The following is a 13,141-nucleotide window of genomic DNA, read 5'->3' on the forward strand; positions in this document are numbered from 1 at the left end:
GCGCAGCCATCGTCGGAACGCCGCCCGGAGCAAGCTCGCTCCCACACTGGACCGCGCCGAACACAAATTTTGTGTTCACCGAAGATTAAATGTGGGAGCGAGCTTGCTCGCGATAGCGATACAACTGACGACCAATGACTTGAGCCAGGCTCAGCGCTTGTTGAGCCCCCGCGCCAACCGATCCCCGCCCAATTGAATCGCCGCCACCAACACCACCAGCAACACAATCACCGTCAACATGATCTGGCTATCAAACCGCTGATACCCGTACCGATAAGCGATGTCACCCAACCCGCCGGCACCAATCGCCCCCGCCATGGCCGATGAGTTGATCATGGTCACCAGGGTGATGGTGAAACCGCCGACAATCCCCGGCAGCGACTCGGGCAACAACACATGCCAAACGATGTGCCAGCGCCGACAACCCATCGCCTGCGCCGCTTCGATCAACCCGTGATCAACCTCACGCAAACTGACTTCGGCAATGCGCGCAAAGAACGGCGTGGCAGCGATGGTCAGCGGCACCACTGCCGCCCAGACGCCGTACGTGGTGCCGACGATCAACCGCGTAAACGGAATCAGCGCCACCATCAAAATCAGAAACGGAATCGAGCGGAACAGGTTCACGAACGCGCCCAGCGCACGGTTCAGCGCCGGCGCTTCATAGATCCCGCCCTTGGAGCTGGTGACCAGAATCACCGCCAGAGGAATGCCCGCCAGCAGCGCGATCAATGACGACACGCCAACCATCAAAAAGGTGTCGATGAAGCCTTGCAGCAAGCGATCAAACCACATAACCCAGCACCTCCACCTGTTGCGCCCAGTTGCCGGCGCGTTGACGCAATTCCTCTGCGCCGAGGGACGAACCGGTCACCGCCAGCAGCAATTGCCCAAGGGCATGGCCCTGAATCCGTTCCACGCCACCTTGCAACAAGCGCACGCGACCACCGAGGGCACTGAACAACGCGGCCAAGTCGGGCTCATCGCTGGCGCTGCCGGTGAACTGCAAACGCAGCACAACAGCGGCGTCCGAGGACTGTGGGTGTGGCTGCAAGCGGCTTTGCAGTTCTTCCGGCAAACCGTGTTGCAACGGCGCCAGCAAGGTTTTGCTGACCTCGTGCTGGGGGTTGCCAAAGACTTCCCAGACCGGCCCTTGTTCGACGATTCGCCCGTGTTCCAGCACCACGACCCGATCACAGATATCGCGAATCACCGCCATCTCGTGGGTGATCAGCACGATGGTCAGGCCCAGGCGTTGATTGATCTCGCGCAGCAGGCCGAGGATCGATTGTGTGGTTTCCGGGTCCAGCGCCGAAGTGGCTTCGTCGCACAGCAGAATCGCCGGGTCATGCACCAAGGCGCGGGCGATGCCAACGCGCTGTTTCTGCCCGCCGGAAAGCTGCGCCGGGTAGGCCTTGTGTTTCTCCTGCAGGCCCACCAGTTCCAGCAATTCGCGGACTTTCTGCTCGCGTTTTTCCTTGGGCACACCGGCGACTTTCAGCGGCAATTCGACGTTCTGCCAAACCGTCTTGGCCGACATCAGGTTGAAGTGCTGGAAGATCATGCCGATGCGCCGACGCAGCGCCACCAGGCGGTCTTCATCGAACTCGCCGATGTCGACCTGATCGATCAGCACGCGTCCCGTGCTCGGTTGTTCCAGGCGGTTGATGGTGCGGATCAGCGACGACTTGCCGGCGCCGCTGCGGCCGATGATGCCGAACACTTCGCCGCGCTGGATCGCCAGGTCGATGCCGTGCAGCGCTGCGACCGGACCTTGCTGACCGTTGTAGGTTTTGCCCAGGCCGATGAAGCGTACGTGAGCGCGGTTGAGCTGCGGATGCAGTTCGGTTTGTTCGATTTTGTGGGGCTCTGGAATCTCCAGTCGCAGTTGAGTGGCTGCCGTCATATTCAGCTTTCCCAGCCAGCTTGGTAGAGCTTGCCGTGGGCCTTATCCAGCGCTGCACGAACGGCCGGCGAATGCTGGTAGATGTCGACGAATTTGATCAGGCGCGGGTCGGTTTTGCTTTTCGGCTGGATCACGAACTGGATCACGTATTCCTTGTGATCGAGACCGTCGAACAGCAGGGCGGAGCCAGCATCGAAGGTCTTCGACAAGCGGATGTAGGCTGGGTAACCCTGGACCAGATCGGCGTCGTCATAGGCGCGTACCAGTTGCACGGCTTCGACCTGCAGGATTTTGATTTTCTTCGGATTGGCGATGATGTCTTCTTCGGTGGCCTTGTAGCCGACACCTGGTTTAAGCGTGATCAGCCCGGCCTTGGCCAACAGTTGCAAGCCACGACCGCTGTTGATCGGGTCATTGGCGATCGCCACGCTGGCGCCTTCCGGTAGCTCGTCGAAGCTTTTGTATTTCTTCGAGTAGAGGCCGACGTTGTTGATGATTCCCGGCGCGAACGGCACGAGGTCAAAACCGGCGGCGGCCTTGGCGTTCTCCAGGAACGGGACGTGCTGGAAGTAGTTCACGTCGATGTCGCCGGCAGCGAGGCTGACGTTAGGGGCGATCCAGTCGCTGAACTCCACCAGGTCGACTTGCAGGCCTTGTTTCTTGGCTTCTTCGACGGCAGCTTCCAGGGGAATGGCGAAAGCGGCGGTGGTGCCGACTTTCAGCGGCGCGTCGGCGGCGAAGGTGATGGAGCTGAAAAGGCCGAGGGCCAGGGCCAGTGCTTTGACTGGGTGAGAGAGGTAGTTCTTGGTCATGATGAGGTTTCCAGTCAGTGCATAGATGTGTGGTGTTTGGTCGGGCCTCATCGCGAGCAGGCTCGCTCCCACAGGAGTTGTGTGAACACCCGAGATCCAATGTGGGAGCGAGCTTGCTCGCGATGCTTTTAACGTCGAAACGCTGATCCAGTGTGTTGCTCAGGCAAATGCGCCTCTCCGTGAAACAGCTTTTCCCGCAGGCTGCCGTTGTCGTAAGCGGTCTTGTACGACCCGCGTCGTTGCAACTCCGGAATCACCAAATCGATGAAATCTGCATAGCTTTCCGGCGTGACTATTCGCGTCAGGTTGAAGCCATCCAGACCGGTCTCGGCGATCCACGATTCCAGCTCATCAGCCACTTGCTCAGGCGACCCAATCACAGTGATGTAGCGACCACCGAGGGCGTGTTGCTCGAGTAATTTGCGGCGAGTCCAGTCGTTGTTTTGCAGGTTCTTGGTGGCGGACTGGATCGCGTTGCTCTTCACGTACTGGATCGGTTCGTCGATTTCGTACTCGGAGAAATCGATCCCTGTGGAGGCCGAGAAATGCGCCACGCCGGCCTCGGCGCTGGCGTAGCTCAAGTACTCGGCGTGCTTGGCCCAGGCCAGCTCTTCGGTGGCGCCGACAATCACGTTCAGCCCCATGAACACCTTGATGTCCTCGGGATTGCGCCCGGCCTCGACGGCACTGGCGCGCACCTTGTCCACTTGAACCTTGGTCGACGGTTTGTTCTGGCCGCTGATGAACACGCACTCGGCATGTCGCCCGGCGAACAGCAAGCCGCGATCCGAACTGCCGGCCTGGAACAGCACGGGTGTGCGCTGCGGCGAGGGTTCGCAGAGGTGATAACCCTCGACCTGATAGAACTCGCCCTTGTGCTCGACCTTGTGCACTTTCTCGGGCTGCGCGTAGATCCGCTGCTGCGGATCGTTAAGCACCGCGCCGTTTTCCCAGCTGCCTTCCCAGAGTTTGTAGAGCACTTGCAGGTATTCATCGGCCTGGTCGTAACGACGGTCGTGTTCCACCTGTTCGCTCAAACCCATGGCCTTGGCGGCGCTGTCGAGGTAGCCGGTGACGATGTTCCAGCCGACCCGGCCGCGACTCAGGTGATCGAGCGTCGACATACGTCGGGCGAACAGATACGGCGGTTCGTAAGTCAGGTTGGCGGTGAGGCCGAAGCCAAGGTTTTTTGTCACTGCGGCCATCGCCGAAACCAGCAGCAGCGGGTCATTGACTGGCAACTGGATTGATTCTTTGAGCGGCACGTCTACCGAGTTTTGATAGACGTCGTACACGCCGACGATGTCAGCGATGAACAGACCGTCGAACAGCCCACGCTCCAGCAACTGTGCCAGTTCGGTCCAGTATTCGATCGTTTTGTACTGAGTGGAGTTATCCCGTGGATGCGTCCACAGGCCATGGTTGATGTGCCCGATGCAATTCATGTTGAACGCATTGAGCAGGATCTTCTTTTTGGCATCGGCCATCAGATGGTCCCCCGCAATGGCGGGTTTTCATCGTTGAGGTAGTAATTGCCGACCGCGTGATACTTCCAGCGCACAGGGTCGTGCAGGGTGTGCACTCGGGCGTTGCGCCAGTGACGATCCAGACCATGTTCGATCAGGGTTGCCTGGCTGCCGGCCAGTTCAAACAGCGTGCTGCCAGCGGCGAGGGAAATCTCGGTGCTGATGGCGCGGGCTTCGGCGACAGCAATCGACGCGGCGGCGACGGTCTGGGCATTGGTCGTGGCCTGAGCCTTGTCGAGGAATTCGCCGGAGCGTTCCAGCAAGGCTTCGGCGGCGTGCAGACGAATGCTCAAGTGGCCGAAGCTCTTGATGGTCAGCGGGTCCTCGGTGGCTTTGTCGTTGCCGGAATCGATCCACGGCCGGGTCTTGGTGCGCACGAAGTGCAGCGCATCTTCATAGGCGGCGCGGGCGATACCGGTGTCGATAGCGGCATGAAGAATCTGCGCCAGCGGGCCAACGGTGGTCGGGCGCTCGAACGCGCTCTGAAACGGGATCACGTCTTCGGCGGCGACGTAAACATCTTCAAACACCACCGAACCGCTGCCGGTGGTGCGCTGGCCAAAGCCGCTCCAGTCGTCGATCACTGTCAGACCCTTGGCGTTACGAGGGACGAAAGCGAGTTGCTGAACGCCGTTTTCGTCCACGACCGACGTCGGAATGCGCTGGGCATAAATCGCACCCGTGGCGTAAAACTTGCGGCCGTTGATGCGGTAACCGTCACCGTCGCGGGTCAGGCTGGTGACGCGGTCGTGGGCGGTTTTGGTGCCGAGTTCCGCGAGGGCATTGCCGAAGCGTTGGCCGGCCAGCACTTCTGCGTACAGGCGTTTTTTCTGCTCTTCGCTGCCGTTCACCCGCAACACTTCGAGCGCGTAGAAATGGTTCTGCGGGATCTGGCCGAGGGAACCGTCAGCCTGGGCAATCAAGGCGATTACCTTGGCCAGCGTGACGTTGGAAACCCCGGCACCGCCGTATTCTTTTGGCACGCTGATGCCCCAAAGACCCGAGCGGGAAAACACTTCCAGTTCCGGGTGTGGCAAACGGCGTTCGCGGTCGCGCAGGGCACTGTCGCGTTTGAAATCTTCGGCCAGGTCACTGGCGACGATCAGGGCTTGCTCATCGCTGGTTATGACCGCGACGTGGTGAGAAAGAGTCATGTGTTTCTCCAGAGATCTGGTCAAAAGCGTTCTGGTCGTTAAATCCAGGAATGCCGGGCGGGCAGCGTGCCGTTCAAGTGGTAAGTGCCGACTGCGTGATATTTCCAGCGCACCGGGTCGTGCAGCGTGTGCACGCGGGCGTTGCGCCAGTGGCGATCGAGGTTGAATTCGGCGAGGGTGGCGCGGCTGCCGGCCAGTTCGAAAAGCTTTTCGCTGGCCAGCAGCGAGATCTCGGTGGTCAGCACTTTGGCTTCGGCCACGGCAATCGAGGCGCGGGCGGCGGACTCGGCGGTGAGCGGCGCGGCGTTGACTTGATCGAGCACTTGCCCGGCCTTGCGCAGCAGCGCTTCGGCGGCGTGCAGTTCGATCTTCAGTTTGCCGATGTCGGCGATCACATACAGGTCGTCGCTGGCCCGTTCGACCTTGGCGTCAATCCACGGCCGTGCACGGGTTTTCACGAACGCGATGGCGTCGTCGATGGCGCCCCGGGCGATGCCGGCGTCAATGGCCGCTTGAATCAGCTGCGACACGGCACCCTGAATATTCGGGCTGTCATTGATCTTCCAGTTATCCACCACCAGCTCGGCGTCGACCTGCACGTTGTTGAGCAAAATGGTGCCGCTGGCGGTGGTGCGTTGGCCGAAGCCTGACCAGTCATCCACGATGCGCAGGCCTGGTGTACCGCGGCGAACGAAAGCCAGAACCTGCTTGCCATCGTCGTTCAGCGCCTTGACGGCGACCCAGTGGGCGAACAGGGCGCCGGTGGAATAGAACTTCTGCCCGTTGAGGACGAAGCCGTCGCCGCTGGCGGTGATTCGCGCCTTGAGTTCAAGGGTGTTTTTGGTGCCGCGTTCAGGTCCCGCGTTACCGATTCGCCAGCCGTCGAGCACGCTTTTGAACAGCTGCTTTTTTTGCGATTCAGTGGCGCTGCCGAGCACCAGGTTGAGAATGCCGAACTGGTTCTGCGGGATCTGCCCCAATGCCGGGTCGGCCGCGGAAATGATCGCGAATACGTCGGCTACGGTGACGAATGAAACCTGCGGGCCCCCGTACTCACGCGGGATGGCAATGCTGCCTAGGCCGCTGCGAGTGAACTGTTCGATTTCCGACCACGGCAGCTTGCGCTGCTGGTCGCGTTTGGCTGCTTGCAGACGGGCGACTTGCGCCAGCTCATGGGCGGCCTTGATGGCTTGTGCGTCGTTACGCAAGACCTGCGCGGGCAACAACAACGGGGCGATGTCCAGATCACTCTGGACGATTGCATCTGCCAGACTGGACATCAGTGCCGCTCCTTGGCTGCACGCAATGCCCTGGCGATCTGCACTGGGGTGATTGTGTTCCGGACCATACCTACCTCACATCTCATGGAAACGTCGCGATGGTTGCGACGAACGAAAACAAGAATGTCCGGTGGTCCGGTGCATATACCCTAAGCGTGTATAAAAAATTAATAAACTAACTTTTAGGAATATGCATAGAAGGCGGTGCCTCAGAGTCATGTAGCAGCTGGCGAAGCCTGCGTTCGGCTGCGCAGCAGTCGTCAAACCTGAGCTCGCGGTTTAACTGAATGACCGCAGTGTCTGATTTCACGACTGCTGCGCAGCCGAACGCAGGCTTCGCCAGCTGCTACAAGGAATCTCAGTGTTTGCGGGGTTCGGCGGCCATGAGCATCTCTTTCGGCCGGGCCTTCAAATACGGATTGGCACAACCGATCTTCAGCCTGCGCGGTGGTGCCCAGCGGGAGTTGTTGCCCACCCGGTCGAGGATGCAGTAAGTCACTTCCAGCCGCAGGTCTTCGCCGGCTTCGAGAATGATCGCCGGCGGCACCCAGACCTGGATCGGCTGGCCCACATCGCCGGCCTTGAGTCGTGGCAGATCCATGCGCACATCGCCCCAACGCAGGGTGATTTCGTCGTCGGCGGCCATGTTCAGGTAAGGCTCGATGGTCAACGGAACGCCGCGCTTGATCTGGTTCGGATTGACTCCCTGACGGCGAATGGTCTCGGGGATGTTCACAGGCTCCAGACTCTGGTTTTCGTCGCCGCACAGCGCAGACGGTTGGCCGCCGGGGCAGTCGAGTTTGATCTGCACCCGTCTGGCGGCTGAAAGGGTTGGCCCTTGCCCGATCTGCATGATCCGGTAGTGAATGCGTGAGGTGCCATTGGCGATGAAACTCTCGGGCACACGCAGTTGGACCGGTTGGCCGACATCGTCGGCCGTCAGCACTCTGGAGGCCACGTAGCAGTTATCCCAGAACAGTTCGATCAGGTCGCCTTCGTCTATGCCGGAGTAGGGCGCCACATCGATCAGCAGGTGCGCCGCCGAGGTGATGTTGATGCAGGTCTTGTGAGATTGCGCCAGGGTCGGGGCCGCAAGTTCGGGTTTGTTCGAAGTGCTTGTCATGGGGTTTCTCCTTGAAGCCTTGCAGCGAAAGTCCGTTTCTGAAAGTTCGAAAGGCGTGAATTACCGAGCAACAAAGTCATTCACTATTTGGGGGGTTCAATAATGAATGAGTGTGACGTTCAACGCCTGTTGGAGACTAGATAAGAGTGCGCTTGAATAGGTGTCAATAGAGTTGGCTAGTTAAGTATGGTATCTAGTGTTATTCAGAAAAATCCTACGCATTGAAGTTAATAAGCTGCACCGATCTGTCGAACTTGACCTTGTTTTATGGGCTTTCAGTGCGTTGCTGACGGCGAAGGCCAGTTCGGTGAGGGCGCTGGGTTTGGCGAATTTTAGGCGAGGTTATTCTGTTGCAGGACATATATATGTACCGCACGCAGCAATAAAAAATTATCTATTGTTCGGATGGATGAATAAGAGAGGAGAATATATCGGGAGATTTTTTAGTGGGGGTGGTTGTCACTTCCGTCCATGGAAGTTGACAAGTAGTGAGGCGGTGTTTCAGTGGTGAGCGTTATTCAGAAACTTGCTGAGAAACTGCTTCGTCCGCTCTTCTTTCGGGTTGGCAAACAGCGCCTTGGCTTCGCCTTGTTCGACAATCACACCCTTGTCGAAAAACACCACGCGGTTCGCCACGTCCCGGGCAAAGCCCATTTCGTGGGTGACGATGACCATGGTGCGTCGCTCTTCGGCGAGGCTGCGGATGGTCGCCAGCACTTCACCCACCAGCTCGGGGTCGAGGGCTGAGGTGGGTTCGTCGAACAGAATCACTTCCGGCTCCATCGCCAGCGCGCGGGCAATCGCCACACGCTGTTGTTGACCACCGGAAAGGCGTCGCGGGTAAGCATCTTCCTTGCCCGCCAGACCAACCCTGGCCATCAGCTTTTTACCCAGGGCAACGGCTTCGGCGTGCGGGATCTTCTTTACGATGATCGGGCCTTCGATAACGTTTTCCAGGGCGGTGCGATGAGGGAACAGGTTGAAGTTCTGGAACACGAAACCCACGTGCTGGCGCAAACGTCGTACCAGGCCTTGCTGTTGGTTCAGCGGACGGCTGCCATCGATCTCGATGTCACCGACCTTGATCCGGCCGCTGGTGGGTTCTTCCAGGAAATTCAGGCAACGCAGGAACGTGGTTTTACCCGAGCCGCTAGGCCCGATGATCGCCACCACCTCGCCTTCCTTCACCTCCAGATCGATGCCGTTGAGCACGACTTGACCCTTGAACTGCTTTGTCAGTTTTTCCACGACAATCATTGGGTCAGGACTCCTGGTCGTGCCGATTGACCCGCTCTTCCAACTTGTTCTGCAGGTGCGACAGCACCGTGGCCAGAATCCAGTAGATCAGCGCGGCGGCAAGGTACATGGTGAACACTTCGAAGGTGCGTGCTGTGATCAGCTGCGCCTGGCGGAACAGCTCCGGCACCTGGATGGTGGCGGCCAGCGCGGTGTCCTTGACCAGCGAAATGAAGCTGTTGCCCAGCGGCGGCAATGCGGTGCGCATCGCTTGCGGGATGATGGCCCGGCGCAGGGTCTGCGCACGGGTCATGCCGATGCTGGCGGCAGCTTCCCACTGACCGCGCTCAATGGAGCTGATCGCGGAACGCAGGATTTCACAGGCGTAAGCGGCCATGTTCAGCGAGAAGCCGATCAGGGCCGCCGGTAGCGGATCGAGTTCCATGCCCAATTGCGGCAAGCCGTAATAGATCACGAACAGTTGCACCAGCAACGGCGTTCCGCGAAAGAACGACACGTAGATGCGGGCGATCCAGCTCACCAGCTTGAAGCGCGACAGGCGCATCAGTGCCAGGCCGAAGCCCAGCATGAGGCCGAAGAACATCCCGCCCAGGCTCAAGATGACCGTGTAGTAGGCCCCCTTGAGCAAGAAGGGCAGGGAGTCCAGTGCGAGTTGGAAAGCTTCTTCCATTATTTGGTGACGTCAGCGCTGAAGTATTTTTCCGAAAGCTTTTTCAGCGTGCCGTCAGCGCGCAGCTTGTCGATGGCCTTGTTCACGGCGGCCAGCAATTCAGGCTCGCCTTTGCGCAGGGCAATACCGGCTTCCTGACGGGAGAACGCTTCGCCGGCGGCGACAGTGTCCTTGGCTTTCTTGGCGTATTCCAGCGCGGCGAGGCGGTCGATCAGAATGGCGTCGATTCGGCCGACACGCAGATCCTGGAACTTGGTCGGATCATCGTCATAGGTCTTGATAATGGCTTTAGGCTGATTGTCCTTGAGCCATTGTTCGTAGTTGGTGCCCAGGCCTACACCGACTTTCTTGCCGTCCAGATCGGCGGCGGTCTTGATGGTGTCTTTGTTCTTGGTCAGAACCAGCGCCTGAATCCCGGAAATGGTGTACGGCTCGGAGAAGTCATACTTCTTCTTGCGCTCTTCGGAGATGGTCACCTGGTTGATTACGGCGTCCAGACGTTTGGATTCCAGCGCCGCGAGGATGCCATCCCATTTGGTCGGTTGCAGTTTGACCTTCACGCCCAGCTCTTTGGCCAGGGCTTCGGAAAACTCGACTTCGAAGCCAGCCAGCTTGCCGTCAGCGTCGACGAAACTGAACGGTGGGTAAGTGCCTTCCAGGCCAACGTTGATCACGCCAGCGTCTTTGATTTTTTGCAGCTGCTCACCGGCAACCGCTTGCCCCAGCAGACCGGCGCTCAGCGCCAGGCCCAGCGAACCTACCAGCAGATTTCGTCGTAGTGCGGAAAAATTCATGACAAGCCCCTGTGTTTTCTTATGAAGACGCTTTTAGGAATGTTGGCAAATTCGGGATTTGAACGACTGCAATATCCTGCCCTAAAGCATCGTATGCGTCTCGCTGCAAATTCGCCTGCGGCGTGACTATATGATGGCGCTTTTAGATAGGAAAATAATAAATATCAACTTTGTTATTCTTTTTTCGAATATAAGTTGCCTTCGAAAAGATCGCAGCCTGCGGCAGCTCCTACATGGATCATGCCCGGCGCAAATTCCGGGTTAACGCTGATCAATGTAGGAGCTGCCGCAGGCTGCGATCTTTTGATCTTCGATCCTTACAAAAAACTTGTATAGGCAAACAACGCCGGCGCCCCACCGGTGTGCAGGAAGATGATCGGGCCGTCGTTGAAACGCTGACGACCGATGCCATCGAGCAACCCGGCCATGGCCTTGCCAGTGTAGACCGGGTCCAGTAACAGCCCTTCCTGACTCGCCACCAGCTTCACGGCGGCCAACGTCCCGGCATTCGGCTCGCCGTAGCGCGGGCCGAAATACTCGTCCCACAACTCGACCTTGAAACTCGCTGGCAGGCTCACGCCCAGCAGCTCGGCAGTTCGCTCAGCCAGGCCTTGGACTTTCGGGCGTTGGTCTTCATCACTGCGAGAAACCGTGACACCAATCACTGGCAATTCCGGCAGTGCTTCACTCAACGCCAACGCCAGACCGCTATGGGTCCCGGCACTGCCCGAAGCCAGAACCACGGCAGCGAATTGCAGCCCGGTGTCCTTGATCTGCTCGGCCAATTCCAGCCCGGCACGCACATAACCCAAAGCGCCCAATGCATTCGAACCACCAATCGGCACCAGATACGGCTTCTTGCCGTTGTTGCGTAGACGGTCGGCCAGCGCCTGCAATTGCTCGTCGGCGTTGTCGAGGTTTTCCACCAGCTCGACCTTGGCGTCGAACAGGTCCAACAACAGTCGATTGCCGTTACCGACATAGTTAGCGTCGTCGGTGCCGAGAGGGTTTTCCAGCAACGCAACGCAGCTCAGACCAAGCTTGGCCGCAATGGCGGCAGTCTGGCGCACGTGGTTGGACTGAAGCGCACCAGCGGTAATCAAGGTGTCGGCGCCTTGTGCCAGCGCATCGGCCGCCAGGTATTCGAGTTTGCGCAGCTTGTTGCCGCCCATCGCCAGCGGCGTCAGGTCATCGCGTTTGACATACACATCGCGGCCCAACCAGGTCGACAGGCGTTCGAGTTTTTCCAGGGCGGTAGGATGACCGAGCAGGTCGAGACGATTAAAGCGGGCAAGCTGTTGTTTGATCATGGGGTCCGTACTGGCGGAGGGAGATGACAGGACTATAGGCACGCCTATTTAGCGGGGCAACTGCCAATCGGCCTTATGCCAAAAAGTGCTGAGCACAGCACAATCGGTTCTTAATTCGGCTTCCAGACCATGCCGTAAAGTAATCGCGGTTAACGCGGCCAGACAGTCCGGCCGCCCGTGAGGAGTTTTTACCGTGAGCGAGCGTTCCAGTCATTGGCAACTGCAGACCATCGTCAGCCAACTGCGCACCGCGCGTGATCAGTGGCGTGTACAAAATGGCCGTGCCAGCACCGAACAGGGCGGTCGCGAGTTGCCTTCCCGAGCGGCCATGGCAGAGATTCTCGAAGCCCTCTGCGGCGCGTTGTTCCCAATGCGCCTGGGACCGGTGGATTTGCGCGAGGAGAGTGAAGACTTCTACGTCGGCCACACGCTGGACGTTGCGTTGAACGCGTTGCTGGCTCAGGCGCGACTCGAACTGCGCTACGCCGCTCGCCACAGTGCCCAGGCCGACACTGAAGTCGAGGCCAAGACCATTCAGATCATTCAGGACTTCGCCCTCGCATTGCCGGGGCTGCGCAGTCTGCTCGACACCGACGTGCTGGCGGCCTATCACGGTGATCCGGCGGCTCGCAGTGTCGATGAAGTGTTGCTGTGCTATCCGGGGATTCTGGCGGTGATTCACCATCGCCTGGCCCATCATTTGTACAGGGCCGGATTGCCGCTGCTGGCACGGATCAGCGCGGAAATCGCCCACTCGGCCACCGGCATCGATATTCACCCTGGCGCGCAGATTGGTCGCAGCTTCTTCATCGATCACGGGACGGGTGTGGTGATCGGCGAGACCGCCATCATCGGCGAGCGTGTGCGGATTTATCAGGCCGTGACGTTGGGCGCCAAGCGCTTCCCGGCGGATGAAGACGGTCAGTTGCAGAAGGGGCAACCGCGACATCCGATTGTCGAGGATGACGTGGTGATCTATGCCGGTGCGACGATTTTGGGGCGGATCACTATCGGCAAAGGCTCGACCATTGGCGGCAATGTCTGGCTGACCCGCAGCGTGCCGGCGGGGAGCAACCTGACTCAGGCGAATCTGCAGCATGATGACGGGACGCAGAAGTAAGTCCCCGGCTTTTTGGTGACAGATAAACTGTCTTCGCTGGCTGTAGGAGCTGTCGAGTGAAACGAGGCTGCGATCTTTTGACTTTGGTTTTTATGGTGCTTTGAAAAGATCGCAGCCTCGTTTCACTCGACAGCTCCTACAAAATCCTCCAAATCCCCCGTCATACCCATCCTTGAACTAGCGTACGAA

Annotated in this window: 12 protein-coding genes; 1 reads left to right on the plus strand and 11 read right to left on the minus strand. The window is 59.0% G+C overall.

Features of this window, described 5'->3' with window-relative positions; all coding sequences use genetic code 11:
- Window positions 1-150: 150 nt before the first annotated feature.
- The 11 genes from ACA079_RS00995 to ACA079_RS01045 form a co-directional block, all read right to left on the minus strand.
- Window positions 151-795: a methionine ABC transporter permease gene (locus tag ACA079_RS00995; protein ID WP_129439456.1), complete on the minus strand. Its 645-nt coding sequence runs from the start codon at window positions 793-795 to the stop codon at window positions 151-153.
- Window positions 785-1,906 carry a methionine ABC transporter ATP-binding protein gene (locus ACA079_RS01000; RefSeq protein ID WP_497702287.1) on the minus strand — a complete coding sequence of 374 codons (1,122 nt, stop codon included), beginning with the start codon at window positions 1,904-1,906 and terminating at the stop codon, window positions 785-787. Before ACA079_RS01000 ends, ACA079_RS00995 begins: the two co-directional genes overlap by 11 nt.
- Before the next feature lie 2 nt (window positions 1,907-1,908).
- A complete protein-coding gene (locus tag ACA079_RS01005) occupies window positions 1,909-2,718 on the minus strand; it encodes a MetQ/NlpA family ABC transporter substrate-binding protein (RefSeq protein ID WP_462003528.1) in 810 nt (269 codons plus the stop codon).
- Window positions 2,719-2,846: 128 nt separating this feature from the next.
- Window positions 2,847-4,205 (minus strand): LLM class flavin-dependent oxidoreductase, encoded by a 1,359-nt coding sequence (locus ACA079_RS01010; RefSeq protein ID WP_497702288.1) that lies wholly within the window; start codon window positions 4,203-4,205, stop codon window positions 2,847-2,849.
- Window positions 4,205-5,398: an SfnB family sulfur acquisition oxidoreductase gene (locus ACA079_RS01015; protein WP_497702289.1), complete on the minus strand. Its 1,194-nt coding sequence runs from the start codon at window positions 5,396-5,398 to the stop codon at window positions 4,205-4,207. Before ACA079_RS01015 ends, ACA079_RS01010 begins: the two co-directional genes overlap by 1 nt.
- Before the next feature lie 38 nt (window positions 5,399-5,436).
- Window positions 5,437-6,678 carry an SfnB family sulfur acquisition oxidoreductase gene (locus ACA079_RS01020; protein ID WP_046047306.1) on the minus strand — a complete coding sequence of 414 codons (1,242 nt, stop codon included), beginning with the start codon at window positions 6,676-6,678 and terminating at the stop codon, window positions 5,437-5,439.
- A 358-nt stretch (window positions 6,679-7,036) separates the two neighbouring features.
- A complete protein-coding gene (locus ACA079_RS01025) occupies window positions 7,037-7,801 on the minus strand; it encodes a hypothetical protein (RefSeq protein ID WP_497702290.1) in 765 nt (254 codons plus the stop codon).
- 501 nt (window positions 7,802-8,302) lie between these two features.
- Window positions 8,303-9,058 carry an L-cystine ABC transporter ATP-binding protein TcyN gene (gene tcyN / locus ACA079_RS01030; RefSeq protein WP_056745630.1) on the minus strand — a complete coding sequence of 252 codons (756 nt, stop codon included), beginning with the start codon at window positions 9,056-9,058 and terminating at the stop codon, window positions 8,303-8,305.
- 4 nt (window positions 9,059-9,062) lie between these two features.
- On the minus strand, window positions 9,063-9,728 hold the full coding sequence (gene tcyL / locus ACA079_RS01035; protein ID WP_010464804.1) for a cystine ABC transporter permease: 666 nt from the start codon (window positions 9,726-9,728) through the stop codon (window positions 9,063-9,065).
- Window positions 9,728-10,522 carry a cystine ABC transporter substrate-binding protein gene (gene tcyJ / locus ACA079_RS01040; RefSeq protein WP_497702291.1) on the minus strand — a complete coding sequence of 265 codons (795 nt, stop codon included), beginning with the start codon at window positions 10,520-10,522 and terminating at the stop codon, window positions 9,728-9,730. Before tcyJ ends, tcyL begins: the two co-directional genes overlap by 1 nt.
- A gap of 317 nt (window positions 10,523-10,839) precedes the next feature.
- The gene (locus tag ACA079_RS01045; RefSeq protein ID WP_497702292.1) at window positions 10,840-11,832 is read right to left on the minus strand and encodes a D-cysteine desulfhydrase; all 993 of its coding nucleotides are present in this window, start codon (window positions 11,830-11,832) and stop codon (window positions 10,840-10,842) included.
- Between the two features lie 193 nt (window positions 11,833-12,025).
- Here ACA079_RS01045 and epsC point away from each other — a divergent pair, with 193 nt between their 5' ends.
- Window positions 12,026-12,952, plus strand: a complete 927-nt coding sequence (gene epsC, locus ACA079_RS01050; RefSeq protein WP_046045486.1) for a serine O-acetyltransferase EpsC — start codon at window positions 12,026-12,028, stop codon at window positions 12,950-12,952.
- Window positions 12,953-13,141: the final 189 nt, after the last annotated feature.

The sequence above is a fragment of the Pseudomonas sp. LBUM1645 genome (assembly GCF_059716185.1).